This is a genomic window from Bacillus sp. FSL K6-2819, from assembly GCF_038008305.1.
Lineage (GTDB): Bacteria > Bacillota > Bacilli > Bacillales > Bacillaceae > Bacillus > Bacillus amyloliquefaciens.
The window spans coordinates 222,442-248,790 of sequence record NZ_JBBOYV010000001.1 but is presented as its reverse complement, the minus strand read 5'-3'; the positions used below and the strand labels follow the sequence as shown (position 1 = coordinate 248,790).

Annotated in this window: 22 protein-coding genes, 2 pseudogenes and 1 other annotated feature; of the genes and pseudogenes, 9 read left to right on the top strand and 15 right to left on the bottom strand. The window is 47.1% G+C overall.

Going from position 1 to position 26,349, the window contains the following annotated elements:
• Positions 1–12 precede the first annotated feature (12 nt).
• Positions 13–264: a binding site (T-box leader), on the bottom strand.
• 48 nt (positions 265–312) lie between these two features.
• The 3 genes from MHH91_RS01370 to MHH91_RS01360 all read right to left on the bottom strand — a co-directional run bounded on the left by MHH91_RS01370 (position 313) and on the right by MHH91_RS01360 (position 3,763).
• Positions 313–1,233 (bottom strand): macrolide 2'-phosphotransferase, encoded by a 921-nt coding sequence (locus MHH91_RS01370; protein ID WP_013350898.1) that lies wholly within the window; start codon positions 1,231–1,233, stop codon positions 313–315.
• 296 nt (positions 1,234–1,529) lie between these two features.
• Positions 1,530–2,477 carry a DNA-binding domain-containing protein gene (locus MHH91_RS01365; protein ID WP_013350897.1) on the bottom strand — a complete coding sequence of 316 codons (948 nt, stop codon included), beginning with the start codon at positions 2,475–2,477 and terminating at the stop codon, positions 1,530–1,532.
• On the bottom strand, positions 2,477–3,763 hold the full coding sequence (locus MHH91_RS01360) for an ATP-binding protein (protein WP_014471391.1): 1,287 nt from the start codon (positions 3,761–3,763) through the stop codon (positions 2,477–2,479). Before MHH91_RS01360 ends, MHH91_RS01365 begins: the two co-directional genes overlap by 1 nt.
• Positions 3,764–4,038: 275 nt before the next feature.
• On the opposite strand from MHH91_RS01360, the pseudogene MHH91_RS01355 reads away from it, so the two are divergent.
• From MHH91_RS01355 to MHH91_RS01340, 4 genes and pseudogenes are all read left to right on the top strand, one after another.
• Positions 4,039–4,982, top strand: a pseudogene (locus tag MHH91_RS01355) (glutaminase).
• Positions 4,983–5,006: 24 nt separating this feature from the next.
• Positions 5,007–6,443, top strand: a complete 1,437-nt coding sequence (locus MHH91_RS01350) for an alanine/glycine:cation symporter family protein (protein WP_013350894.1) — start codon at positions 5,007–5,009, stop codon at positions 6,441–6,443.
• Between the two features lie 116 nt (positions 6,444–6,559).
• Positions 6,560–7,510, top strand: coding sequence for a homocysteine S-methyltransferase (gene mmuM, locus MHH91_RS01345; RefSeq protein WP_013350893.1), 951 nt, complete (start codon positions 6,560–6,562; stop codon positions 7,508–7,510).
• Positions 7,511–7,623: 113 nt separating this feature from the next.
• The gene (locus MHH91_RS01340; protein ID WP_162467665.1) at positions 7,624–9,027 is read left to right on the top strand and encodes an amino acid permease; all 1,404 of its coding nucleotides are present in this window, start codon (positions 7,624–7,626) and stop codon (positions 9,025–9,027) included.
• A gap of 40 nt (positions 9,028–9,067) precedes the next feature.
• Here the strand turns inward: MHH91_RS01340 and MHH91_RS01335 are convergent, their stop codons facing one another.
• Positions 9,068–10,135 (bottom strand): branched-chain amino acid aminotransferase, encoded by a 1,068-nt coding sequence (locus tag MHH91_RS01335; RefSeq protein ID WP_041481589.1) that lies wholly within the window; start codon positions 10,133–10,135, stop codon positions 9,068–9,070.
• A gap of 351 nt (positions 10,136–10,486) precedes the next feature.
• On the opposite strand from MHH91_RS01335, the gene gltP reads away from it, so the two are divergent.
• Positions 10,487–11,740 carry a glutamate-aspartate/proton symporter GltP gene (gene gltP, locus MHH91_RS01330; RefSeq protein ID WP_013350890.1) on the top strand — a complete coding sequence of 418 codons (1,254 nt, stop codon included), beginning with the start codon at positions 10,487–10,489 and terminating at the stop codon, positions 11,738–11,740.
• Positions 11,741–11,776: 36 nt separating this feature from the next.
• Here the strand turns inward: gltP and trhO are convergent, their stop codons facing one another.
• The 8 genes from trhO to MHH91_RS01290 form a co-directional block, all read right to left on the bottom strand.
• The gene (trhO, locus tag MHH91_RS01325) at positions 11,777–12,745 is read right to left on the bottom strand and encodes an oxygen-dependent tRNA uridine(34) hydroxylase TrhO (protein WP_013350889.1); all 969 of its coding nucleotides are present in this window, start codon (positions 12,743–12,745) and stop codon (positions 11,777–11,779) included.
• Positions 12,746–12,850: 105 nt separating this feature from the next.
• Positions 12,851–13,126, bottom strand: coding sequence for a hypothetical protein (locus MHH91_RS01320; protein WP_013350888.1), 276 nt, complete (start codon positions 13,124–13,126; stop codon positions 12,851–12,853).
• Positions 13,127–13,167: 41 nt separating this feature from the next.
• Complete coding sequence (locus MHH91_RS01315; RefSeq protein ID WP_013350887.1) at positions 13,168–13,983, bottom strand: phosphatidylserine decarboxylase; 816 nt, start codon at positions 13,981–13,983, stop codon at positions 13,168–13,170.
• Entirely contained in the window at positions 13,976–14,464 is a 489-nt protein-coding gene (locus MHH91_RS01310; RefSeq protein WP_013350886.1) for a DedA family protein, read from the bottom strand. Before MHH91_RS01310 ends, MHH91_RS01315 begins: the two co-directional genes overlap by 8 nt.
• A complete protein-coding gene (pssA, locus tag MHH91_RS01305; protein ID WP_013350885.1) occupies positions 14,455–14,988 on the bottom strand; it encodes a CDP-diacylglycerol--serine O-phosphatidyltransferase in 534 nt (177 codons plus the stop codon). The genes MHH91_RS01310 and pssA overlap by 10 nt, the downstream gene beginning before the upstream one ends.
• Positions 14,989–15,466: 478 nt before the next feature.
• Entirely contained in the window at positions 15,467–16,621 is a 1,155-nt protein-coding gene (gene purT / locus MHH91_RS01300; protein ID WP_014469669.1) for a phosphoribosylglycinamide formyltransferase 2, read from the bottom strand.
• 82 nt (positions 16,622–16,703) lie between these two features.
• Positions 16,704–17,771 carry an iron-containing alcohol dehydrogenase family protein gene (locus MHH91_RS01295; RefSeq protein ID WP_013350883.1) on the bottom strand — a complete coding sequence of 356 codons (1,068 nt, stop codon included), beginning with the start codon at positions 17,769–17,771 and terminating at the stop codon, positions 16,704–16,706.
• 72 nt (positions 17,772–17,843) lie between these two features.
• The gene (locus MHH91_RS01290) at positions 17,844–18,314 is read right to left on the bottom strand and encodes a helix-turn-helix transcriptional regulator (protein ID WP_014469668.1); all 471 of its coding nucleotides are present in this window, start codon (positions 18,312–18,314) and stop codon (positions 17,844–17,846) included.
• Positions 18,315–18,962: 648 nt separating this feature from the next.
• On the opposite strand from MHH91_RS01290, the gene hpaB reads away from it, so the two are divergent.
• Complete coding sequence (gene hpaB, locus MHH91_RS01285; RefSeq protein WP_041481588.1) at positions 18,963–20,408, top strand: 4-hydroxyphenylacetate 3-monooxygenase, oxygenase component; 1,446 nt, start codon at positions 18,963–18,965, stop codon at positions 20,406–20,408.
• A gap of 54 nt (positions 20,409–20,462) precedes the next feature.
• On the opposite strand, the gene MHH91_RS01280 is transcribed toward hpaB, so the two are convergent.
• Entirely contained in the window at positions 20,463–20,705 is a 243-nt protein-coding gene (locus MHH91_RS01280; protein ID WP_013350879.1) for a DUF2651 family protein, read from the bottom strand.
• 335 nt (positions 20,706–21,040) lie between these two features.
• Between MHH91_RS01280 and glpT the strand changes: the two genes are divergently transcribed.
• Entirely contained in the window at positions 21,041–22,375 is a 1,335-nt protein-coding gene (gene glpT / locus MHH91_RS01275) for a glycerol-3-phosphate transporter (protein WP_013350878.1), read from the top strand.
• A gap of 97 nt (positions 22,376–22,472) precedes the next feature.
• Positions 22,473–23,357 carry a glycerophosphodiester phosphodiesterase gene (locus MHH91_RS01270; RefSeq protein ID WP_013350877.1) on the top strand — a complete coding sequence of 295 codons (885 nt, stop codon included), beginning with the start codon at positions 22,473–22,475 and terminating at the stop codon, positions 23,355–23,357.
• A 101-nt stretch (positions 23,358–23,458) separates the two neighbouring features.
• Here the strand turns inward: MHH91_RS01270 and MHH91_RS01265 are convergent, their stop codons facing one another.
• Both MHH91_RS01265 and MHH91_RS01260 read right to left on the bottom strand, forming a co-directional pair.
• Positions 23,459–23,707 carry a DUF2651 family protein gene (locus MHH91_RS01265; protein WP_041481587.1) on the bottom strand — a complete coding sequence of 83 codons (249 nt, stop codon included), beginning with the start codon at positions 23,705–23,707 and terminating at the stop codon, positions 23,459–23,461.
• Between the two features lie 550 nt (positions 23,708–24,257).
• Positions 24,258–25,876 (bottom strand): annotated as a pseudogene (locus MHH91_RS01260) (APC family permease).
• 184 nt (positions 25,877–26,060) lie between these two features.
• Between MHH91_RS01260 and MHH91_RS01255 the strand changes: the two are divergent.
• Entirely contained in the window at positions 26,061–26,321 is a 261-nt protein-coding gene (locus MHH91_RS01255; RefSeq protein WP_013350875.1) for a hypothetical protein, read from the top strand.
• The last annotated feature ends 28 nt before the right edge of the window (positions 26,322–26,349 follow it).

Genomic DNA, 26,349 nt, shown 5'->3' with positions numbered 1-26,349 from the left:
AAACCCCATCCATCAAAGGACGAGGTTTTCGCGGTGCCACCTTTATTAACGGCTGAAAAGCCATTCTCTCAAAAAGTACAGAAACAACACGGTTTCAATACTCCTTTCTTGATAACGGGGAAAGAATCCCGGCACCGCCTACTTTCATTTAAGCGCAGCAACTCAGAAGCCCATTCGGCATCGGACGGGGATCGGTTCACAGCGGCCACCGACTCTCTGAACCCCGCACGCAGATGCGTACTTGCTCTTCCTCAGCATTGTTCATCCGTTCTTTTGTTTTAAAAAGTATCATACGCTGTCATCCGGCGGAAGTCAATAACCTTTCGAATCAGACAGGCCGAGCATTTCCCGCGCCATTTGCATATGTTCTTCCTGACCCGTCTGAAGCGCGAACTTCGCCGTCTCCACAGGATAAGCAGCCTGCCATTCTGTCACATGCTCCTGCATTTTCGGCCAGACACGCCCGCCTTCAGCTTGGTAGCTCTTAATCAGGCGTTTCGTTTCTTTTTCTCCTAATATTACTTGATAAAGGACAAAATCCTTGGCCTGATCAGCAACCTTCGCCTCCGTCCAATCGAGAAGACCCGTCACACGCTGATTTTGGCCGATTAATATATGCGGAGGGTGCAAGTCGCCATGGATCAGCGCGGAAAAATCAGGCCAATACGAGCTGTCATTTATCCATGTTTGCCATCTTTGCCAAAGCGGCTCTGAAACTCCGATTTCTTTTTTTATATGATCCATCGATTCCGCTGTCCTTTGCCTGACATCATCCGGTTTTATGATTTCAATGCCGGCTCTGGAGGCAGCGGCCGGATCTGCCCCGTGCAGCTCGGCTAATGCTGCTGCAAGCGAGCCGACAAAACCGTCTGAAGGCGGCTCGTGTTCCATATTCCAGACGTGCTGTTTCTTATCCAGATCAATCGCGGCGGCGGGTATGCCGTCCAGTTTCGGATAAGCGATCAGTTCCGGTGTATGAATCCGCCAATCGGGCACTGATACCGCGGCATAGCTGCGGAGAAACGCGAGAACGTTACTTTCCGCAGCCGCTCTTTCAATAACATCGGGGCGGCGCGGTTTTCGGAGCACCCATGTTACGCCGCTGTCATCTTCAGCAAATACGACTTGGAAGTCCATACCCGTTTCATTTATGTCCGCCCCTTCATATTTTAACTGTAAGCCATTTTCCTTTGCGATGTTCAGAACGGATTCTATATCCCTTTGTTTTGTCATTTTGTTTCCCCATTTCCCTTATTTACTGACACAGAGCTTCGCCTGAGGCGGAGAAAAATGAGATATGTGAAGACGCCAAAAAGAGGGCGGCATAATCGCCGCCCCCTCACTATAACTGTCAGGGTCCTTTATTCAGGCAGACAATCCCGGTTTTCTCCGCGCTCAAGGCAGAGACATTGACACTATTTCATTAGTGCGTAAACCGGAATATGATTTGCCATCAGGACCCCTCCGTTCTTTTTGAGTTAACATTATTTTACACAAAGACCTTATATAAGTAAACTCTATTGTTCAGGTTACCGGCTTCCCCCGCTGACAAATTTCGATCCTTCGCGTAAATCTTTCGCCTCCAAAAAGAAGACGTGAATGAATTTTTTCATATTCACTTTAACCGGAGAAAGCGGAATGGTTTCTTTGGCCTGCATTTCTTTCATTCTCTTGCTGACGGCAGGGAAATCGAAGAATTTCGAGGCGTAGTATTCAAATTTGGGATTTGAAAAATCCGTTGTGCCCAGAGAAGCGAAGTGGTTTAACGAATGAATGATTGCTCTTCTGATCCGCTGTTCGGAGGCTTTGGTCTCCCTGCTGACGTCTGCTTCCGACGCCGCAGGCCCCAGTTTCCGCAATGCGACATTTGTAAACACCCGCTTCAGCGACGGAACGCTTTTTTGCGCTTGCTCATCCTCAAATAAAAAATGCAGCACGGCCATCAGATCGTGCGCGCCGCTTTCTCCCACAATCCCTAATTCTGATAACAGAAATTTTCCCGTCTCTTTAACGGATTTTTCATGGGCTTCAGAAAGGCGGCTTTGCTGCGGTTCATTGCGCTGAACAAGCCGTCTTAACGAATTTTGGATGTCGCCGATGGACGTTTCCAATTCTATAAGGTCTTTCACTTTTCGGAGGACGGTGATGATCTCAATTTTGTTGATCGGTTTGTGGATAAAATATTCAATACCGAGAGAATAGGCTTCCCCCACCATTTCCTTCGCCTCCACCTGAGATATCATCACCGTTTTTCCGGTGTACGAATTCTGCAGGTGCCGGATCGTCTCAATCCCGTCCCGCCCCGGCATCAGCAGATCTATTAATAAAATGTCGACTTGTTTAAAATGGAGATAATGCCCTTCAATCTGACTCCCGTCCTCCGCCTCACCGACGACTTCGCCTAAATCCTCATCCTCGATAATCTGTCTCAAAATAGAACGGATCGCCCGGTCATCATCAGCTATAAAAAAGCGCATTATGAACTCCCCCTTTCTGCAATCAAATGCCTCACCGGCAGCTGAATCGTAAATATGACGCCTTTTGGCTTGTTATGAAAGGAGATGTCCCCGTCAAGTTCAGTTACGATTTCCTTCACGTAAGAAAGCCCGATGCCCGTTGAAGGGGTGCCGAATTCATCGTATTTGGACGTAAACCCCGGATCATAGACAATCTCTCCGATTTTTTCCGGAATGCCGGGACCGTCATCTTCCGCCTGAAATTCGGCCGTATCATCCTCCGCCCTGCGCAGCGTAAGGCGGATCTCACCCCTGTCTCCCATGGCCTCCACGGCATTGGCGGTAAGATTATTCAAGATCGACAGGACGGTAAAGACATGGTAATCGGGATGCTCTCCTTCAATCACGCTTTGAAACTGAATGTCCTTGCCTAAAGATTCGGCGTATTTTTCATTGATTCGGATGACGAGGCCGATCAGGGCGGCGGCATCCATGTAATCCCGGAACCTCTCATTTGAAATCAGCTTCGACAGCCCGGCGAATATCCGCTGATTGTCTTTTTTCACTTCATGAATTTCTCCCGCAAGGCGCAGCATGCGGCTGCCGAGCTCCCGGTCGTTCCCGCTCATTTCCCGATACAGCTGATAGGATTCCTTCGTCACATGTTCTGTCGTTTTCAGCGTTTTTTTCAAATGAATCGTTTCTTCATACAAGTTAGACACGATCATCAGCATATGCTCATGCTGCTTTCTCGTTTGCTTTTCCCTGACCTGAGCTTCATGCAGCTTCATCACGTTGAAAAAACTCAGCACTATAAATGTGTGAGAAACTGCGATAACCGCAATATCTGCCAGCTTGTCCGGTATCATAATCGGCTGGCCCCCGGAAAACTGAACCGCCATTTCAACGGTGTCAGACGCGATTTCAATGAGAAAACCGAGAAATCCGATCATCAGCGGCCGATCGCGAAAATGTCTGACCTTCAGCACGTAAAACAAACAGGCATATGTAAAGTAAAAAAAGAAACTGGGGTATTGGCTGAAAAAAGCCTCCGTAAAGCCGGCATGCTCTCCTCCCCAGCAAGCCAGGCCGATCCGGAATGCCACAACGGCTGCACCTGTCAACAGCCCTGACAATACCGCAGGCACATGCCGCAGCAGAAAAAAGAAAAAAGCGGGCGCGCCGAAGCTGATCCGGTACACCTCATTTACGGGGTAAAATTTCAGTTCCCCCGCCAGCGGCACGGTGATCAGCATAAGGGCGAAAAGATAGCCATCTTTTTTTAGTAAATATTCGAGCCTGATCACAATCACTTCCTTCTTCTATCTATTTTGAATAAGACCGAAGGAGTCCGCAAATTTAGACCCGGTTAGCGGGACGCTCGGGCTGATTTATAAATCTATCGGCTTATTTTAAGAATGATTTTGTCGTATTTTGTATGATTCTGTAGATGTCATTATACATTAAAATTGAACACACTATATTTGAAAACGTTTTCCAAGACCGATTTCCGCTTGCGGACAGGCTTGCAATAGAGGAGGAATGTTATGAAAGATATGGTCAGCGCCTTGAAAAAGAGGAACTGGCTTCACTTTTACAAGATTGGGTCGAGCATTACCGCCCGTTTTCCGTTAATGGAAAAAGCGCAAATTATATACCCGCCCTCGAGAAATCAACGACTCTCAGCTGGGCATTTGCATATTAGAGCCTGATGGCTCCGTGATTCATGCCGGTGAATGGAATGTCCCGTTTACATTGCAGAGCATCTCAAAAGTCATCAGCTTTATTGCGGCCTGCATGAACAGAGGCATTTCTTACGTGCTGGATCGCGTGGACGTGGAGCCGACAGGTGACGCGTTTAATTCTATCATCCGGCTTGAAATCCATAAACCCGGCAAGCCGTTCAACCCGATGATCAATGCGGGCGCCATTACCGTCGCCTCGCTTCTTCCGGGTGAAACGGCGCATGATAAATTAGAATACCTGTTTTCCGTTTTTGAAAAATTGATAGGAAAACGGCCTCACATTCACGAGGAGGTCTTCCGCTCTGAATGGCAGACCGCGCACCGGAACAGGGCGCTCGCCTACTATTTAAAAGAAACGAACTTTCTTGAGGCGGATGTGGAAGAAACGCTGGAAGTCTACTTAAAGCAGTGCGCCATGGAGGGTACAACCGAGGACATCGCTTTAATCGGATTGATTCTTGCGCATGACGGCTACCATCCGATCCGCCGGGAACAGGTCATTCCGAAAGATGTCGCAAAACTCGCCAAAGCCCTGATGCTGACGTGCGGCATGTACAATGCGTCAGGCAAATATGCGGCTTTCGTCGGTGTCCCGGCAAAAAGCGGAGTATCCGGCGGCATTATGGCATTGGTTCCTCCAAGCGCCAGAAGAGAACAGCCTTTTCATAACGGCTGCGGCATCGGCATTTACGGTCCGGCCATTGATGAATACGGCAACAGCCTGACGGGCGGCATGCTGCTGAAACATATCGCACAGGAGTGGGAGCTCAGTATTTTTTAATCAAACGAACCAAGAGGTGATTGGATGCAGGAATTCCTTGAAAATGTAATCGGTTCAGCAAATGATTTTTTATGGTCAAAACTTTTAATCGTACTGCTTCTTTCTCTGGGACTGTTTTTTACGTTCAGATCAAAGGGTCTGCAAGTCCGCATGCTGAGGGAAATGATCCGGGTTTTAAAAGAAGGCGCGGCCGCCCGGTCAAAAAACAGCATTTCCCCGTTTCAGGCATTTTGCATCAGTATGGCGGCGCGTGTCGGAACCGGAAATATTACCGGAATCGCAATTGCGATCGCACTCGGCAGTCCGGGTGCTATTTTCTGGATGTGGATTATCGCAGTCATCGGTTCGGCTTCAAGCTTTGTTGAAAGCACGCTTGCCCAAATTTATAAAGTAAAAGATCAAAACGGCTTCCGCGGCGGCCCGGCCTATTACATGGAAAAAGGCCTGAAGAAACGCTGGATGGGCGCGCTGTTCGCCGTATTAATCACACTGTCATTCGGGATCGTCTTTAATTCCGTTCAGTCTAATACGATCAGCATCGCCTTTCAAAACGCGTTCGGCACCAGCCGGCTTACATTGGGCCTCATTTTAATAGCGGTCTTCGCCTGTGTTATTTTCGGAGGCGTCAAACGAATTGCGAAGATGGCGGAATATGTCGTAGTCGTCTTAGCCGTTTTATATATCGGCATCGCTTTCTTTGTCATTCTGACGAACATCACCCAATTGCCTAGCGTTCTGTCGATTATCAAAAAAAATGCTTTCGGTATTGATCAGGCAGCGGGCGGCGCTTTAGGTGCGGCATTGATGCAAGGTGTGAGACGCGGGATTTTCTCAAATGAAGCGGGAATGGGAAGCGCCCCGAACGCGGCGGCGACGGCTACAACGAGCCACCCGGTGAAACAGGGACTCATTCAGGCATTCGGCGTCCTGACGGATACGCTTGTCATCTGTACAAGCACGGCACTTATCATTTTATTTTCAGACGCTTATCACCAGCCGGGCCTGAGCGGCATCGCGCTTTCTCAGGCTGCCTTGAGCGACCATGTCGGCGCGTGGGCATCGGGTTTCCTTGCCGTCTTAATGCTTCTGTTCGGCTTCAGCGCTCTTATGGGCAACTATTATTACGGAGAAACCAATATCGGATTTTTAAGCCAGAACAAGAAATGGCTGTTCATTTACCGCATCTGTGTGCTCGGAATGGTTCTATTCGGATGCATTTCCAAAGTCCAGCTTGTGTGGGATATGGCTGACTTGTTCATGGGCTTAATGGTGGTCGTGAATTTAATCGCGATTTTCCTTCTGTCGAAAAAAGCGTTTGCCGCTTTGAGCGATTATGTCCGGCAAAAGAAAGCCGGAAAGGACCCCGTCTTTTACAGAGATGTGCTCCCTGATGATGACGGGATCGAATGCTGGGAGTATTCAGATATCGCTAAAAACACGAAAGGCAAACACATTTCCTAAACAAAAGGTGTTCGGGCAGCTGGCCTGAACACCTTTTTTCTGCCGGTTCATTGACAAAGAGAAAAGCGTCTATTACTCTTTTTATATATTTTCAGAAAAGTCAGAGAGGAATGCCTATGAATCCCATTACACAAATATTAGATGAATATCCGGTTATGATCATAGACGGAGCGATGGCTACCGAGCTTGAACGGATGGGCTGTGATTTAAATGACGATCTGTGGTCGGCCAAAATTCTTTTGGAGAGACCCGAACTGATCAAACAGGTGCATGCAGAATATTTTGCCGCCGGCGCTGATTGCGCGATCACCGCCAGCTATCAATCAACGATTGAAGGATTTGCGGCACGCGGCATCCCAGAAACTGATGCGATCCGCCTTATTCAGACATCAGTTGAGCTCGCCGTCCAAGCACGTGATGAATTTTGGGCGCATGAAGAAAACCGTATACACCGTCCCAAACCTTTGATCGCCGCTTCTATCGGACCTTACGGCGCGAGCCTTGCCGATGGCTCTGAATATCGCGGACATTACGGACTGACGGAGGATGAGCTGATCAGCTTTCACCGCCCCCGGATGAAAGCCCTCATCGAATCCGGCGCCGATCTTTTGGCCTGTGAGACCATTCCGTGCCTGTCAGAAGCAAAAGCGATCACAAAGCTGCTGGAGGAATTCCCCGGCACTTATGCATGGATCAGCTTCAGCGCCAAAGACGGACGGCATATCAGCGAAGGCACGCCTATTTCCGAATGTGCGGCTCTGCTCGACTCCTGCAGCCAAATCGCAGCGATCGGCATCAACTGCACACCGATTGAACATATTCCGACGCTGATAGAAGAAATCAAACGGGCAGCGTCCAAACCGATTATCGCCTATCCGAACTCCGGCGAACAGTATGATCCGGTGACAAAAACCTGGATAGGCGCAGCCTGCGAAAACAACTTCGGAAAAAGCGCGCAAAGCAGCTGGTACGAAAAAGGCGTGAGCCTGATCGGAGGCTGCTGCCGGACGAAACCTGCGGACATCCAGGCCATTGCCGATTGGGCCAAGACCTTAAAAACAACTTGACTAATCGGAATAGTTTGTATATTCTATTCAAAAAGCCGGTTCGCCGGAATCTCGTGCCATTCGCCGGCATGAGATTTTTTATTAGAACGGCCCTCGCAGAAAGTTGGAAAACAATGAACAACAAGAACGAGACAAATTTTCAGAGAAGTATGAAAAGCAGGCACCTCTTTATGCTCTCACTCGGAGGTGTGATCGGAACGGGGCTGTTTTTAAGCTCTGGGTATACCATTCATCAGGCGGGTCCGGCGGGCACCATTTTCGCTTACCTTTTGGGCGCGTGCATCGTCTATCTCGTCATGCTTTGCCTCGGTGAACTGTCAGTGGCCATGCCGGTAACGGGCGCATTCCACACCTATGCGAAAACCTATATCGGACCGGCGACGGGCTTTACGGTCGCATGGTTGTACTGGCTGACGTGGGCGGTGGCGCTGGGCTCTGAATTCACGGCGGCCGGGCTCTTCATGCAGCGCTGGTTCCCGCATACTTCGGTGTGGATGTGGAGTGCGGTATTCGCTCTTTTCATCTTTTTATTAAACGTCTTCTCCGTGAAATTTTTTGCTGAATCGGAGTTTTGGTTCTCAAGCATTAAAGTCTTAGCCATCTTACTGTTTATTTTATTGGGCGGAGCGGCGATGTTCGGCATTGTCCCGATGAAAAGCGGTGAGGCCGCACCTATGCTGTCGAACTTTACGGTTGGCGGCAGCCTTTTTCCAAATGGCTTTTTCCCGATACTGATGACGATGCTTTCAGTAAACTTTGCCTTTTCAGGGAAGGAATTGATCGGAATCGCTGCCGGGGAAAGCGCTGATCCGGAAAAAACCGTTCCGCGCGCCATTAAGACCACAGTCTGGCGGCTGGCGCTTTTCTTTATCGGAACGATTTTTGTGCTGTCAGGGATGATCTCCATCCAGGAAGCCGGTGTGATTGAAAGCCCGTTCGTCACGGTATTTGACAGAGTCGGCGTGCCCTATGCGGCCGATCTGATGAATTTCGTCATTTTAACGGCGCTTCTGTCTGCCGCCAATTCAGGGCTGTACGCGTCATCACGTATGCTGTGGTCCCTGTCTAAAGAGGGAGAGCTTCATCCTGCCTTTGCCAGGCTGACGCCTAAAGGCATTCCTTTTAACGCTCTGATCTTCAGTATGATCGGCGGCATTCTGTCGCTGCTGTCAAGCGTATTTGCAGCGGATACAATCTATCTTGTTCTCGTCTCCGTCTCAGGATTTGCGGTCGTGGCGGTGTGGATGAGCATTGCCGCATCGCAATTTTTGTTCAGAAGACGGTTTCTTAAAGAAGGGCATCAGGTTTCAGAGTTGAAGTATCGGACGCCGGGATACCCGGCCGTGCCGATAGCGGCCTTTCTTCTGTGCCTCGCCTCCTGTATCGGCATTGTTTTTGATCCGAACCAGGCCATCGCCCTTTATTGCGGAATTGCATTTATGGCCGTCTGTTACATCGCTTATTATGTGAGAAACCGGAAAAGCACCGCACGCGTTCAATCCGCTAAATCCCAATAACCGAAAAAAGAACCCTGCCGCGCAAGGGTTCTTTTTACATTTATACTTCAACCACCCATCTGAACGAATCCCGCACCTTCCCGACCTGGATGCCGGTAATCGTTTCATAGAGCCTTTCTGACACTTCACCGATCAAACCGTTATTCAGCTCAATCGTTTCTCCGTGAATATGCAGCGCGCCGACCGGCGAGATGACGGCTGCGGTTCCCGTACCGAATACCGCTGACACTTCGCCTCTCATTGCGGCCTGATAAATGTCATCAATGGCAACGTGTTCTTCCCTGACAGGTATGCCCCAGCTTTTTAACAGCTCTATCACAGATGCCCGGGTGATGCCTCCGAGAATGCTTCCGTTTAACGCCGGCGTTACAGCCTCTCCGTTTATGATGAAAAAGATATTCATACTGCCTACTTCTTCCACATATTTCTTTTCCACCCCGTCTAGCCAAAGCACCTGATCATACCCCAGTTCTTCGGCTTTTTGCTGAGCCTGTAAGCTGGCCGCATAATTTCCGGACGTTTTGACATCGCCCACTCCGCCGGTGACGGCACGCACATACTCATCCTCTACATAAATACGGATCGGTTTCAGCTGATCGCCGTAATACGAACCGACAGGCGTCAGGACAACCATGAATTTGTAACGGTTTGAAGGCCGGACTCCTAAAGAAGGCTCAGTCGCAATCACAAACGGACGGATGTATAATGACGTTCCTTTTTCTTTCGGAATCCATTCCTGCTCCAGCACCACCAATTGTATCAATGCTTCCAGCGCCAGCTTCTCGTCGAGAGGCGGCATGCTCATCCTCCGTAACGATTTATTCAGCCGTTTAACATTCTGGTCAGGCCGGAACATCAATACCCGTCCTTCTTCTGACCTGTATGCTTTCAGCCCCTCAAATACGGCTTGCCCGTAATGGAAAACGGATGCGGACGGATCAAGATGAACCGGTTCATAAGGTGTAATTCTCGGATCATGCCAGCCTCTTTCTTCTTCGTAATCCATGACAAACATGTAATCAGTGAAGTACTTGCCAAATCCCAATGAAGCGGAATCCGGTTTTTCTTTTCTTGCTGTGACCTTACGTATTTCAATCAGTTGATTCAACAAAAGCACACCTTTCTTATAATTCTTAAAATTTTCAGTCTTTTATGATCTGCATATATTTTCTCTGTCCGAATCGTGTATGCACAGATATATGAGGATGCAGTTGTCCGTATCATATCATATAATTATCAAAATTTTTAATATTTTCGAGTAAAATTCTTTCTTTATCCTATGCCGCTTCATTTTTTCCAATGAGGACTTTGTGTCATATTCAATGATTGCGCTTACATAATGTAAAGCAATCCTCTCTTTCACACAGTCAATGTGTGACAAATTTATGGCAGAGAGGAAGGTGGTTGCCGCCTGCTTCGCGAATTACGTAAGAAATGCGCAAGTAAAAGGGGGATTCGCTTGAAAAAATTTATCGCATTCCAGATTTTGATCGCTTTAGCCATCGGAGCATTGATCGGCCATTTCTTCCCGGATTTCGGGATGGCGCTGCGGCCCGTCGGAGACGGATTTATCCGCCTGATTAAAATGATTGTCGTGCCGATCGTGTTTTCGACCATTGTTATCGGAGCCGCCGGCAGCGGCAGTATGAAAAAGATGGGCAGTCTCGGCATCAAAACGATTATTTGGTTTGAAGTCATTACGACGCTTGTTCTGGGGCTCGGCCTGTTATTGGCGAACGTACTGAAGCCCGGAGTCGGCCTTAACCTCTCTCACCTTGCTAAAAAAGATATTCACGAGCTTTCCGGCTATACTGAAAAAGTAGTCGACCTGAAACAAATGCTTCTTGATATTATCCCCGTTAACATCATTGACGTTATGGCGAAAAATGATCTTCTCGCCGTCATCTTTTTCGCAATCTTATTCGGTGTCGCCGCAGCCGGCATCGGCAAAGCATCCGCACCTGTCATGAATTTCTTTGAATCAACGGCAAATATTATGTTCAAGCTGACGCAAATGGTGATGGTCACCGCTCCGATCGGCGTTCTCGCCCTTATGGCCGCCTCCGTCGGACAATACGGAATCGCGCTTTTGCTTCCGATGCTGAAGCTGATCGGCACTGTATTTCTCGGGCTGTTTTTGATCCTTTTCGTTCTGTTTCCGATTGTGGGGCTTATCTTTAAAATCAAATACTTTGAAGTGCTGAAAATGATCTGGGATCTGTTTTTGATCGCATTTTCCACGACAAGCACAGAAACCATTCTGCCTCAGCTGATGGATCGGATGGAGAAATACGGCTGCCCGAAGCGGGTCGTCTCCTTTGTGGTTCCGTCAGGTTTATCGCTGAACTGTGACGGCTCAAGTCTCTATTTATCGGTGTCATGTGTTTTTCTGGCGCAGGCTTTTCATGTGGAGATGCCGCTGTCTCAGCAGCTTCTGATGATGCTTGTGCTCGTGATGACAAGCAAAGGCATTGCCGCCGTGCCGTCAGGCTCACTCGTCGTGCTTCTGGCGACCGCGAATGCCGTCGGTCTCCCCGCGGAAGGCGTCGCCATCATTGCCGGTGTCGACCGCGTCATGGACATGGCGCGAACCGGTGTCAACGTGCCGGGCCATGCGGTCGCCTGCATCGTCGTATCCAAATGGGAAAAAGCCTTCAATTATAAAGGACCCGCCGCCGCATCAGACCAGAGCGCCCGGACAGAAAGTATGTAAACACAAAAAAGACCACCTCATTGGTGGTCTTTTCTGTTAATCAATCGCCGCATGATCTTCTTTTTCAATCAGAGCAAGGCGTTCATTGATTTCTTCCTGGGTCATTTCGTGCTCTTTCACATACATGTTGCGTTCGTTTGTTCGGCATTCGTGACTGCAGCTGCGCATGTATTTGTATTCATTTTCAGGTGTGCAGATCATTTTTTTATTACATGCCGGATTCGCACAGTTCACATAACGCTCGCATGGCTCGCCTGTGAAATAATCTTTTCCGATAATAACATGCTCTACGCGGTTTACCGGTACGCTGATTCTTTCGTCAAACACGTAGCACTGTCCGTCCCACAGCTGTCCTTGCACTTCAGGGTCTTTCCCGTAAGTGACGATACCGCCGTCAAGCTGGGATACATCTTCAAATCCCTGCTTCAACAGCCATCCGGAAAATTTTTCACAGCGTACGCCGCCTGTGCAGTACGTGAGGATTTTTTTGCCTTCAAGCATGTCTTTGTGTTCTTCAATCCAGCTCGGCAGCTCACGGAACGCCTCAATATCAGGTCTGACTGCTCCGCGGAAATGACCGAGGTCATACTCATAGTCGTTTCTGGCGTCGATTACGATCGTGTCAGGGTCCTGCATTTTCTCATAAAATTCTTTCGGTTTTAAATGCTTGCCCGTTGTGACATTCGGATCAACATCATCTTCGAGGCGAAGCGTCACAAGCTCTTTTTTATGGCGGACAAATATTTTGCGGAACGCGTGTCCGTCAGCCTCATCAATTTTGATCGGCATATCGGCAAAGCGCGGATCAGCTTTCAGCGCCTTCATGTATTGATCCGTCTGTTCAACCGTTCCGGACACCGTACCGTTAATGCCTTCCTCAGAAATCAAAATACGGCCTAACAGACCGAGCTCCTTACAAAACTTCAAATGCTGAGCCGTGAATTCTTCAGGCTCATCAATCTTTACATATTTATAATAAAGTAAAACTCTATATTGTTTTTCCATGATTATACACCCTGTTCAATTATATTAATGATCACGCACACTCTACTATATCATACAGGAAAACGGGCGAAAGATGAACATTTCCGTCCGGACTCTTTCTTCCAGTCATGCCTCGCCTTTTAACACCTGCTGAAAATAAAACCGATACGTATTGCGCAAAAAGGTCTCAAGCGGCAGGCCCGCAGCGGTCTGGTACTTGCCGATAATAAACGGAAAACGGTCACGGCCTTTTTCCCGCAGGACATCGGCGCTGTCTTCAGCCAGCTCTGATATGAGCGCTTCGACGACAGGCCAGCAGGCGTCCCGCACGGCTTCAAGAACTTGCTGGCCGCCTGTATGCTGGTACTGCTCTATCAGCTTTGCCAAATCCTTTTCTGCCATATTGTCACTTCCTTACACCATATAAAAAAGAGGAGCAGCTTTTATAAAGCGGACGCCTCCTCCTGTGACTCCGCATAACCGATGATCTGGCCGACCTGTAATTCGCGGCCTTCTGTCAGGTTATCCGAAGGGGTAAACATATCTTTCTCGAATACTAAAATAACGGTCGATCCAAATGAAAAATAGCCCAGCTCTTCACCCGTTTCAAGCTTGTTTCCGGTGCTGGTCTGAACGATGGAGTTAATATTCATCGCGCCTACCGGAATCATGAGCATCTGCTGGTCAGCTCGGGTCAGCTCGTACACATAGCGGTAATTTTTTGAGAGGACATCTTTTCCGTACTTCAGCCCCATCGTATTAACGGGATAGGAGCGTTTCCCAAGCTCGGCCAGCTTCTGATACGTGCAGCTGACGGGGGAATGGAAGCGGTGATAATGTCTCGGACTCAGGTAAAGCACGGCAAAATAGCCGCCGTTGTATTTGTGATCGGCGCTTTTAAACCCCGTCAGTTCGGCGAACGAATAATCTTTCCCTTTTACCATGAAGGTTTGATTCGGGTTAATCATGCCCACCGTTTGAACGACGCCGTCCACCGGACTGACAATGGCGTTCTTCTCTTTTGCCACGGGGCGGAGATTCAAATTAATATCACGAATGAAAAATGACGCCAGTGAATCAAAGTCAGAAGCTGTGCGTTCCGTTTCATTCCAGTTGATGCGATAGTGTTTGGAAAACAGCGGAATCATCGGCTTGCTCAGTTTCGATTCACAGAAGTTTTTAATGAGATAAGACGTCAATCGATTATTAGTCAGTTCAATCAATGAACGATAAAGAACTTTAGCGGCAGTATTAAACATTGATTACTCCTATGAATTTTCCTATAGTAATAAAAATAAAACACCATAAAAACGCTCCGATGGCGGCGAAGCATAGGTAGGTTTTGAAATCCATTCTGCCGATTCCGGAAAAGTAGCATGTCACGTGTCTGATGCCGGGGATGAAATAACCTAAAATAATGGTGTACGGCCCGTACTTTTTCATCCACCTGTCTACTTTCTCCATCCTCTTTTCCTTCAGGCCGACCCATTTCCCGAACTTATTAATAAAGGGCCGGCCGGCTTTTCTGCCGATGAAGTAGCTGATGATCATCCCCAGAAGCGCTCCGATAAAGCTGATAAGAATGGAGAGCTCATAATTGAGCACTTTTAAATGCGTGAAGTAGCCCACTAGCGTCATCATGACTTCATCCGGAATAGGCAATCCGATAATACCAAGTGTCAGCATGAGAAAAATCGCGATATATCCGTAATCGGAAATTAATTGCTGAACTAGTTCCATCTTCTGCTCTCCAGGTTTTCAGGCGCCTGTTTTTTAAAGTGGGGAAATTTAATGTTGCTGACCATTAAATATCCGAGCGCAATCGTTCCCGCTCCCAGAAGAAAAGCGTTATTGATGAAGCTCAAAATGACAAGACACATGCCCGCAAAAGGAATCGGCATCCCGATAAACGTCGGCAGCTTGCTTTGTTCGATATTAAATCTCGAAAGCCGGATCATCCCGCAAATGCTGTAGGAAAGCGCGATTAAAATTCCGATGAACGGAAGCGTATATAGTGAAACAGTGTAAGCGAGCATAGACGGCGCCACGCCGAACGTCACGAGATCAGCAAAAGAGTCAAGCTCCCTTCCCATCTCCGATACCGCGTTCAGCTTACGGGCGGCCAAACCGTCAAAGAAATCAAGAAACATCCCGGTGAAAATAAAAATCACCGCAGAGTGAATATTATGATACAAAAGGGAATGAATCGATAGAAGCCCGCAAATAAAATTTCCAATTGTAATCATACTAGGTATATAATTCACAGTTTACACAAACCTCCAATTAAAACCATATCAAATCGGACTGCGTATGCATAAAGACTCCATTTTAAGGAAACATAAAATGAAATTCCTTCAATGCTATCATTCAAATTCTTTTATTATACAGCATTTGGTGTTATTTGAACAATCTAATCTGGTGATTTTTGTTTTTTCGCCGTTCATATTAAGGTAAGCAATCGGCGTTATCTCTATTCCGGATTACCCTGCTTAATTTATTCCATGCCGCGATGCGGATTGTCCGTTCTTCACAGATGAAAGACCATATGGTGTATTGTTATTTTCTCCTCTGTTAAATGAGAACATTACATATAACGATTGCGGACATAAAAAGTTTCATGAATTATAAAGCCGGCACAAAACGGCCTCATACATTATCTCACAACCCCGTTTTCCAGTATATAGTCTGTCCAAACAAAAAAGGCGCCTTACCATTACGGTAAAAACGCCTCTTAAGATATAGTTATGTGACTGATAAATGACTGAGTGCTTCGGCCGCTCTTTCTCTCGCCTCTTCAACCGTCTCGGCTGCAGAAAGCGCAACCGCCATACGGCGACCGTTTTTTGTGACGGGTTTTCCGAATACGCGGACTTGAGTGCTTTTAACCGCCAAAGCCTTCTCCAAACCTTCAACCGCATAATCGGCAAGCTCTTTTGATGCCTTCAGCGGACGGCTTGCCCCCGGCGACAGCTGGGTGATTTCCGGAATCGGAAATCCCAATATCGCGCGGACATGCAGCGCAAACTCTGACAAATTCTGCGTCACAAGCGTAACGAGCCCCGTATCATGCGGACGAGGAGACACCTCGCTGAAATACACTTTATCTTGAGTAAGGAAAAGTTCCACCCCGAACAAACCGTATCCGCCGAGCTCATCCGTTATGCTTTTCGCAATGTGTTTCGCCTCTTCAACCTGCTGTTCCGTCATATGATGAGGCTGCCACGATTCCATATAGTCGCCGTCTTTTTGTTCATGGCCGATCGGCGCGCAAAAGGACGTACCGTTCGCCGCACGCACTGTCAAAAGAGTGATTTCCGATTCAAACGGAATGAATTCCTCGACGATGACCCGGCCGTTTTTCACCCGTCCGCCTTCCATCGCCATGTCCCAGCAGCTTTTTAGTTCGGAAGCCGAGCGGCACACGCTTTGCCCTTTTCCGGAAGAGCTCATCAGCGGCTTTACCACACACGGAAAGCCGATTGTTTCCGCCGCTTCTTTACATTCTTCATATGTATTCGCGAATTCATAGCCGGCAGTCGGAAGATGCAGCGTCTCTGCCGCAAGCCGTCTGATGCCTTCACGGTCCATCGTCAGCTTTGCCGCACGCGCATTCGGAATGACGTGAAAGCCTTCTTCTTCAAGCTTCAGCAGTTCATCCGTCGCAATCGCCTCCACTTCCGGCACGATCAAGTCTGGTTTTTCTTTTTCAATCACTTCTCTGACCTGCGCTTTATCAAGCATATCAATCACATAGCTTTTGTGCGCGGCCTGCATGGCAGGGGCATGCTCATAGCTGTCAACGGCTACAGTGACAACCCCGAGCCGCTGCGCTTCAATGACGACTTCTTTCCCCAGCTCGCCTGATCCTAATAACAATATCTTCTTCGCCTGATACATGTCCTTTTGGCCCCTCCCTTTCTATACCCCACTCATTATAACGGAAATATTCAAAAAATAAAGACAAGATAGATCATAAGCTCTATCCTGTCTTTTGCGCTGATTCGAGCGATTCAATCGCCGCTGACACGTCCTTCTCGCCATATTGCCCCATTAAGCATAATGATTCTTCCGCCCGGCAGGCGTGAGAAGCGATGCGTCGCTTGGCTTCCTCACGGCTGTCACGGATGCCGAGATCAAAGAGACTGACGGGAAATCCGAGCCGGCGGTAAAACGGAAGCAGCTCTTCAATCTCATGACTCCGATTCTCAAGCGCGAGCTGCACCAATATGCCGTAAGCAACCTTCTGGCCGTGCAGCACCTGATGTGTCTCCTGAAGAAAACTGAGCCCGTTGTGCACCGCATGCGCCCCTGCCATCCTGCACAAACGGCCTCCATACCCGCCGACCGTTCCCGCAAGCATAATGATCGTTTCCGCCGTATGGATGAACGGCAATGACAGCCTGCCTTTCTCCATGCTTTCGACGGCTGCTTCACTGTAACGCAATAACAGATCGCGAATATATTCCGCCTGTCTCAGCCCCGCCTGAGCCATCAGCGGCGGCGCCTCCGTATTTCTGATGACCGCCTCAGCCTCATACCATTTCGCCAGCGTATCACCGATCCCGCTTTTCATATATTCAATGGGAGAGGAAAGCAAAAACAGCGGATCAACAAGCGTCAAATAGCTGGAACGCTTATGATAATCCACTCTGATAAAATTGCCGCTCTCATCATACATGACACTTAACGGTGTACTTGCCGCACACGTACCCGCAATGGAAGGAACCATCACAGCCTCAATATCAAGCCGGTCTGCCGCCGCTTTTGCCAAATCCAAAATCGTGCCGCCTCCGATACCGATGATCACATCCGCACCTTTCGCCTGCTCACAGACCTTACGCACCGCCTCAGGTGAACAGTATCCTTTATGCTGAATCACATCCCAGGAAGAACCCCCGCTGTAATCGGCAAACGCCTGATAGGACTTGATTCCGGTCACAATAACGGGTTTTCTGAATACCTCCGACAGCCCGGGAAGTTCTTTTGCGATCCCTTCCTTGCATATGTACTGATTCGGGCCGCTTCGCACGATATCTTCAGGCTTCATTCGAATCTCTCCTTTGGTTGGGATTTATATGTATTTTCCCACTTGTCAGAAAATACATCAACCGGAGGTGCGTCAGCGCTTCGCTTCCTCCGCCTCCAAAAACAGCTCATCAAGCCGCTCTAAAGCATCCGCCTTTTCAAAACTGCTGAACCACAAATCATCATAAGAATCGAGGATGCGGTAATGGTGGGAAATCAAATGCTGCTGCAAGCGGAACTCGCCTTTTTTCTCGATGGCTTTCCACCACACCCTGCCGCCCATCGTCTTCCCCTTCGGCCTGTCAATGGTTCGGTGAGCAACCGCTTCAATGACCTCCAGCGGATCATCTCCTAATACGGATTGCAGTGTTTCACTTGATCTGAAAAGCGCGCAAACCGCTACAACATGCGGCCATTCCGCGAGCGCCCGCCCTTTCTCAATCTGCACCAGCGCCTTTTTAGAAAGGCCGATCACATCCGCCATTTTTTCTTGTGTATAGCCTCTCTCCGACCGGATTTTCTTCAGCTGGACCGAGACAAGCTCAGTCATATAATCTTGATCCATCTCAACCTCCATATTTATCAATATAGCCATTTTACACCGCGGCACGCCTTTTTTATATCGGAACATCTTTAAATGAATCAAAAGAAGCGGGAAAAAAGTGATGATAAGCATGAAGCAGACTAGGTCTTGTAAACATGATGAATTGTCTTGAAGAACAGGATACCGAGAAGTTATTCAAGCTGAAAAAAACAGTTTTCCAAACCTGACTTCTCATTATTTGATTTTATGAAATGGATTTTTATCGGAAGCATTATTGCCATGTTTCTGACAGCACTTTTCTCAGGTCAAGTCAGCTATGTTCATGTTCCCCGCCTCTTTCCGTATCTCCTGCTTTTTTTATTCGCCAGAGGCTTAATGTATCTTACAAAACTGCTGAAACTGTACAAAAAAGGACCTTTGCACTCAATTCCTCACTTTACAAAAAACGCTGAAAACACCCGTATCACCGGAATGATAGACTTCGTCCTCGAACAAAGATACAAAGACATGATCAGTTAAAAACCCCCTCTGCGTAAGGGGTTTTTATTATGCAATCATTTCAGCCTCCCTAGCCGAAAAAGGCTCTTCCCCTTTGGAAATAACCGGAACACCCCATTTCGTTTTCAATATAATGAGGTAGTGGATCTGTAAAGAAAGAAGGGCGACATGATGGGTATCATTAATGGCAAAATGTTTATTGACCGATTAAACCGGCTTGAGAATGAAATTTGGCTTGACGGTGAAAAGATCGAGGGACACATTTCTGAACATCCTGCATTTAAGGGCCTTCTGGAAACGAAGCGCTCTCTTTATGATTTGCAGACGAAACCGGGCTTAAAAGACCAGATGACTTACAGTCTTCCCGGTAAAAAAGAACGGGCCGGGCTTTCATACCTGCAGCCGAAAACAAAAGAAGACTTAAAAAGAAGAAGAAAAATGTTCGAGCACTGGGCCAGGCACACGCATGGAATGATGGGACGGAGCCCGGATTACATGAATACCGTGCTGATGAGTTTCGCCTCTTCTGCCGCGATTTTGAAAGACCGGGATCATTGTTTTCCTGAACATGTTCAGGCGCTGTACGAACGCGCTGTTGCACAGGATCTTTCTTTTACGCACACGTTTATCACCCCCCAGGTAAATCGTTCGCAAATGGGTGTAAACGTGTCACCTGCCCCTATCTCGGCAAAAGTCATCGAAAAAAATGAAAAAGGCCTCGTCATTCACGGCGCCCGGCTTTTGGCCACACAAGGCGGCCTGACAGATGAAGTGCTCGTCGTTTCTCTGCCTAAGATGTATTTTGAATCGGATGAAGCGTTCGCTTTTTCAATCCCATCCAATACAAAGGGAGTAAAATTCATCTGCAGGGAATCTTTCGTACTGGGAAAATCATCATTTGATTATCCGCTCAGCTCCCGATATGAAGAAATGGATTCTATCGTTGTATTTGATAACGTTTTAGTCCCTTGGGAACGCGTATTTTATTATGATAATTACGATGCGGCTTTTGATTTTAATATGAAAAGCTCTTTTAACGCCTTCGCATTTCATCAAGTCATCACGAGACAAATCGTAAAGACGGAGTTTCTCCTGGGCCTTGCCCAGACGATTGTCGATACGATAGATGTCAGCGAGTATCAGCATATTCATGCAAAGATGGCTGAGATCATCACCGGTCTGGAAACGATGAAAGCACTTTTGGAAAAGTCGGAGAATGATGCGGAAACGGATGAATGGGGATATATGCGACCGAGTGTCATTCCGCTTCGTATTGTCAGCGCGATTTTTCCTGATATCTACCCGCGGTTCACGGAGATCATTCAGCTGATCGGGGCAAGCGGAATGGTGACTTTGCCGACTGAAAAAGCGTTCCATTCAGATATCAGGGGAGACCTTGACCAATATTTACAGGCGGCCGAATTGAACGCTGAGGATCGGGTGAAAGTATTCCGTTTGGCATGGGATTTGACCATGAGCCCCTTCGGCACGAGACAGACACAATATGAACGATACTTCTTCGGAGACCCCGTCCGCTTAACCAGCCATCTGTACAGCACGTATCCGAAAGAAGAACAGGCCGCTGTCATTAAGGAATTCCTGCACATTCATAAATAAAACAAAGCAGAGCCTCATCTCTGCTTATGATAGCTGGATCGGCTGCCGCCGATCCTATTTTTTATTTTGTTTGATCACCACCATCGTAATATGGGATAACGCGAATGAGACAAGCGTGTACACAACGGCCCACCCGATAAACGAGTAATTCAATACGGTAAAGGTGCATATAAGGCAAACGGCCAAAGCGGCAGCCGGCATAATGAACGCGTTTTTAAACAGATACGTTCCGGCGACTGACAAGATGATGATACAAAGCGGCAGAACACCGAACGCAAAATCCAATTCATCAATCAACAGATGCACTCCCTTCGCTTTTCTTAAATCGGCCTAACACATCTTATGCCTGAGTACAAAAACGAGTACTTCAAATCCTTTCGCGTTCCGGCTGATATTCCCTTCGGTTATTTATTCAAAAAAATGAAAACTTTTCATAAAGCGTTTACAATCACGCCGGACTGTGATAATTTAAGAAAGCGCTATCATATACAAGTTAATAATTTTTGGATGGAGATGAGGAGAGCCAGAAAAACCCGCCCTTTTACGAGGGTGATTTCTGGTTCTTTTTGTCATTTTCAAGGAAAGGAGTCATACATACATCATGATAGACGTTCAGCAAAGGGGAGGATATGATGTTTCAATTGTTCAAGCCGGCTCCGCATATTGAGAGATTGGATGATTCAAAGACGGATGCGGCCTATAAACGGCTCAGGCTGCAAGTATTTTTAGGGATTTTCATCGGATATGCCGGGTATTATTTGCTTCGCAAAAACTTTGCCTTCGCCATTCCTTATCATCAGGAACAAGGATTTTCAAAAGGAGAACTTGGCTTGGTGCTTGCGGCCGTATCAATCGCTTACGGCTTCAGCAAATTTATTATGGGGATGGTGTCTGACCGCTGCAACCCGAGATATTTCCTTGCGACAGGTCTGTTTTTGTCAGGTGTCGTAAACATTTTATTTGTTTCCATGCCATGGGTCACTTCAAGTGTGACGATTATGTTCATTTTTATGTTTATTAACGGGTGGTTTCAAGGAATGGGCTGGCCGCCTTGCGGACGGACGATGGCTCATTGGTTTTCCATCAGTGAACGCGGTACGAAAATGTCGATTTGGAATGTCGCCCATAACATAGGCGGAGGTATTCTCGCCCCGCTCGTGACACTCGGCATCGCTATGTTTGTTACTTGGAAAAGCGTGTTTTTCTTTCCGGCCATCATAGCCATTGTCATTTCATTTGTGATTGTTCTTCTCGTTCGGGACACTCCGCAATCATGCGGGCTTCCGCCGATTGAGGAATACCGGAATGACTATCCGAAACATGCGTTTAAAGACCAGGAAAAAGAGATGACGACCAAAGAAATTCTGTTTAAATACGTGCTGAATAATAAATTTCTGTGGTATATCGCATTTGCCAATGTGTTTGTTTACTTCGTGCGGTACGGTGTTGTTGACTGGGCGCCGACCTATTTGACGGAAGCGAAAGGATTCTCTCCTGAAGATTCCAGATGGTCTTATTTCCTTTATGAATACGCGGGAATTCCGGGAACGATTTTGTGCGGCTGGATCAGCGACCGGTTTTTCAAAAGCCGCCGCGCACCTGCAGGCGTACTGTTCATGGCCGGTGTATTTATCGCTGTATTGGTTTATTGGCTTAACCCTGCCGGTCATCCGCTCGTCGATAATATCGCGCTTATCAGCATCGGGTTCTTAATCTATGGACCTGTCATGCTTATCGGGCTTCAGGCTATTGACCTTGCTCCTAAAAAAGCGGCGGGAACGGCAGCCGGCTTAACCGGGTTTTTCGGCTACATCGGAGGCTCCGCTTTCGCCAACGCCATCATGGGTTATGTCGTAGACCGCTTTGACTGGAACGGAGGCTTTATCATGCTTGTCACCTCATGCTTGCTGTCCATCGTCTTCTTGGCAATGACGTGGAATACAGGCAAACGGGCGGAGCATGCGTAAGAAAACAACATAAAAGATTAATATTTTTGCAGTACAGGATTTACAACTATCTTCTACGCTAGAGACAGATATTGATTTTTTTAAGGGGGAAGAAAACATGCGGAAACATAAGTTGTTTGCTTTGGTTTTGCTTTCATTCGGTTTATTGTCATTCATCGTCACGCCTGTATCAGCAGCGGGGAAAGGAAATCTCTTGTCTCCTGACAGAATATTGACCATTGCCCATCGAGGTGCTTCGGGATATGTGCCGGAGCACACGATCCTTTCTTATGAAACTGCGCAAAAAATGAAGGCTGACTATATTGAATTGGATTTACAAATGACAAAAGACGGCAAGCTGATCGTCATGCATGACGAAAAACTGGACCGCACCACAAACGGACACGGCTGGGTGAAAGATCATACATTAGCCGAGATTCAAAAGCTCGACGCCGGCTCTTGGTTCAATAAGGCCTATCCGGAAAAAGCAAAACCGCAATACGCGGGACTTCGTGTACCCACACTTGATGACGTGTTAAAACGATTCGGCAGACATGCAAACTATTATATTGAAACAAAGGCGCCTGAAACGTATCCGGGTATGGAAGAAAAGCTGATCGCTTCACTGAAAAAGTACAAGTTGGCAGGAAAGCATGCGAAACCCGGACAAGTCATCATTCAGTCTTTCAGTAAGGACAGCCTTCTGAAAATCAAAAAGCTTGATCCGAAACTTCCCGCCGTCCAATTGCTTGAAGCGGAACAGCTGACTTCAATGACTGACGCAGATTTAACGGACATCAAAACATATGCCGTCGGAATCGGGCCGGATTACAAAGCGCTGAACGCTCAAAACGTCCGGAACATACGCAGCCACGGACTGCTGCTGCACCCTTACACCGTAAACAGCGAAGCGGACATGCGCCGTCTGCTGAATTGGGGCGTAACCGGTGTGTTTACCAACTATGCGGATATATTCCAAAAGGTCAAAAAAGAATATAAATAATGAAGCCGCATGGGTTCGGAGATGATGCCGAACCCATGTTTTTTTGCCCGATAAAAAACCTTGTGGGACGTTTACCGCAAGGTTTGCATTAAAGGATATAATTATTTATTTCTATTATCTATTTTCTTTCTTATACTATTTGTCATATATGATAATACTATTGATATTAAACCATAGACAACAACCCATCCCCAGAAGGATAGATTAAAAACAGTGAACATTAATATGACTGAAACAACTATACTGACAAGCGGCATTATATACACCTTTTTGAAAATATAAGTGAATATAATCGATAAGACGATAATAGAAAGCGGTAAAATACCAAAAGCAAGATCTAGCTCATCCATTATTATTCTCCTTTGTGAATTTAATTTCCCTTATGTATACACACTCTGCTGTCTAGCCATTTAAAAAATGTATCTAATCACTCCCTACTTCTTTGTTTTTCTTAATCATAAAAAAGTCATATTCAGAAACATGGGCATTGTTAATCATTTTTTCAAGATCTCTGATAGGAGTATATTTTAATTTTTACCATACCTGTTTAATTCTAACAATAAAATTTCAGACTCGTCAAAATAAGTGAATTTTGCTTGGTTTTCAAATTTTGTCGATCTATTTAACGGGATTTTTTCCCGGCTTCATACTTTTCAGATCGAAAGTATTAAGTATTGAATTAGCTGCCAAATGATAGAGTGTCATTTTTCACAACAGTTATTGATAAGGCAGAGAAATCATGAGAAAAAAGAATACTGGTCTTGATTGTTCTGTCGTTAGGCTTGCTCATTCATCGACACGCCTGTATCGAGCCACATGGGTTCGGAGATGATGCCGCATCCATGTTTTTTGCCCGATAAAAAACCTTGCGGGACGTTTACCGCAAGGTTTGCATAATCATTATTCTTTTCCGGCAGCGGCTTCCGCCTGTCCGCCTTTTAATTGATCGTTGATTGCTTTGCGTCTTTCAAATACTCCGTTTGGTATCCGCTCTTAAGCGCCCACGTATAGAAAACAAGGGCAACGATTGCGATCAGTCCCATATCCCATCCGTACGGAATGATGTCCAGACCGCCGAATTTTTCACTTCCGAGCCATGAAATGACCATCATGCTGAGCAGATAGACAACCATCCAAACGCCGCCTTTAAAGTTTCGGCGGAATCCTTTCCACTTCGCTTTCGCTTGGTAGTAGAAGTAAATCGGAAGGCCGATCAAAATGATAAACAGCACCTGCCCCGTTAACGGCCAGCGCGCCCAATACAGCACGAGAGACGCGAATACGAAGCCGAGCGGAGCAACCACGCTGAGGCCTTTCAGACGGAGAGGCCGGTACAAATCCGCAGCCGTCCGCCGCAGCGTCATAACGGTCACAGGACCCGTGATATAAGAAATCAGTGTCGCAACGGAAATGATTTCAGCAAGCACACCCCATCCTCTGAATAAAAACAGAAAGATAAACGATACGATCAGATTAAAAATCATCGCTTGGCGCGGCACGCCGTACAGCGGATGAAGCTTTCCGAAAATGCTCGGCATATACTTATTTTTTTCCATGCCGTAAATCATGCGGGACGTCGTAGCGGTATAGGTGATACCTGTTCCTGACGGAGATACGAACGCATCCGCATAAAGGATAATGACAAGCCAGTTAATATTCAACGCGATCGCCAAATCGGCAAATGGAGAGTTAAAGTTCAGGTGACTCCAGCCGTGAACGATCATTGAAGGTTCAACCGCACCGATAAACGCGATTTGCAGCAGGACGTAAATGACGGTTGCGACCAATAACGAACCGACAACCGCAATCGGAATCGATTTGCTGGGATTTTTTGCTTCTCCGGCCATGTTAATCGGGCTTTGAAACCCGTTAAACGCAAACACGATACCTGATGTGGCCACCGCCGTCAGCACGCTCGCCCAGCCGTTCGGCGCAATGCTTGCCCCTGATGTGAAGTTTCCGCCGTGAAAACCGGTAAACAGCAAAGCCCCGATTGTCAGCCCCGGAATAATGATTTTAAAGATGGTAATCAATGAATTCGCCTTCGAAAATAAGTTAACTGTCCAATAATTCAGTAAAAAGTAAATAATCAGCAATACAGATGCAAAGCCGAGCCCCTCTCCCGTAAGTGTGCCGTTGTGAACAAGATTGCTTGTCCATTTGGCCCAGTCCCACGGCCATGAACTCATATATTGAACAGATGCCACCGCTTCCACCGGAATAACGGAAACAATCGCAATCCAGTTTGCCCACCCTGCAATAAATCCAATAAATGACCCATGAGAATATTGAGTGTATTTAACCATTCCCCCGGCTTCCGGGAACATTGAACCCAATTCACTGTAAGAAAGTGCGATAAACAGAATAACGATCATACCAATAATCCAGGAAATAATGGCGGCAGGTCCCGCAATCTGAGCAGCCCGCCATGCCCCGAATAACCAGCCGGAGCCAATCATCGACCCAAGCCCGACCATCATGAGTGCAAACGTTCCCATTCTGCGATGTAATTGATTCATAAAGTTAACACCTTTCACATAAAATATGACTTCAGCACTATCATATATTTATAATATTATTCTGAAAATAGATTTGTCAATCTTTATCGCATTAAAGCGGAAAGCCAAAATTCCCCTTCGATGTTTAAACAGCCGCCAAGCGGGAATAAATACTGCAAGCCAGAAATAGAAAGGAGTTTTTATTATGAAACAAAAACTGCTCATTTCAGGACTTGCCGTGTCGACTGTCGGAGTGACTTCCTATCTGCTCAAAGATAAATCAAACCGCCAAAAGGTGAAGAGCTTTATCCGCAATATGAAAACATCGCTTTCCGGGAAGCACGATATTGAATCATTTCCCGTCAATAAAGCAGGCAACCCGCATCCCGAAGATATTGAAGATAACAAAATGGTATCCGAAGGCTCCATGTACCCGGTTCAATACTATGATGACAAGAAGAAATAATCTGTTTCCAAGCTGCCCGGCCGTATAA

Coding starts and splice junctions, on each gene's coding strand:
- purT (WP_014469669.1), bottom strand. CDS start 16,621: ATGTATCAGGCGAAGAAGATATTGTTATTAGGATCAGGCGAGCTGGGG.
- MHH91_RS01365 (WP_013350897.1), bottom strand. CDS start 2,477: ATGCGCTTTTTTATAGCTGATGATGACCGGGCGATCCGTTCTATTTTG.
- MHH91_RS01320 (WP_013350888.1), bottom strand. CDS start 13,126: ATGGCAGAAAAGGATTTGGCAAAGCTGATAGAGCAGTACCAGCATACA.
- MHH91_RS01255 (WP_013350875.1), top strand. CDS start 26,061: ATGAAACAAAAACTGCTCATTTCAGGACTTGCCGTGTCGACTGTCGGA.
- MHH91_RS01265 (WP_041481587.1), bottom strand. CDS start 23,707: ATGGATGAGCTAGATCTTGCTTTTGGTATTTTACCGCTTTCTATTATC.
- MHH91_RS01315 (WP_013350887.1), bottom strand. CDS start 13,983: ATGTTTAATACTGCCGCTAAAGTTCTTTATCGTTCATTGATTGAACTG.
- MHH91_RS01350 (WP_013350894.1), top strand. CDS start 5,007: ATGCAGGAATTCCTTGAAAATGTAATCGGTTCAGCAAATGATTTTTTA.
- hpaB (WP_041481588.1), top strand. CDS start 18,963: ATGGGTATCATTAATGGCAAAATGTTTATTGACCGATTAAACCGGCTT.
- MHH91_RS01310 (WP_013350886.1), bottom strand. CDS start 14,464: ATGGAACTAGTTCAGCAATTAATTTCCGATTACGGATATATCGCGATT.
- MHH91_RS01290 (WP_014469668.1), bottom strand. CDS start 18,314: ATGGATCAAGATTATATGACTGAGCTTGTCTCGGTCCAGCTGAAGAAA.
- MHH91_RS01295 (WP_013350883.1), bottom strand. CDS start 17,771: ATGAAGCCTGAAGATATCGTGCGAAGCGGCCCGAATCAGTACATATGC.
- MHH91_RS01270 (WP_013350877.1), top strand. CDS start 22,473: ATGCGGAAACATAAGTTGTTTGCTTTGGTTTTGCTTTCATTCGGTTTA.
- MHH91_RS01370 (WP_013350898.1), bottom strand. CDS start 1,233: ATGACAAAACAAAGGGATATAGAATCCGTTCTGAACATCGCAAAGGAA.
- trhO (WP_013350889.1), bottom strand. CDS start 12,745: ATGGAAAAACAATATAGAGTTTTACTTTATTATAAATATGTAAAGATT.
- glpT (WP_013350878.1), top strand. CDS start 21,041: ATGTTTCAATTGTTCAAGCCGGCTCCGCATATTGAGAGATTGGATGAT.
- MHH91_RS01340 (WP_162467665.1), top strand. CDS start 7,624: ATGAACAACAAGAACGAGACAAATTTTCAGAGAAGTATGAAAAGCAGG.
- mmuM (WP_013350893.1), top strand. CDS start 6,560: ATGAATCCCATTACACAAATATTAGATGAATATCCGGTTATGATCATA.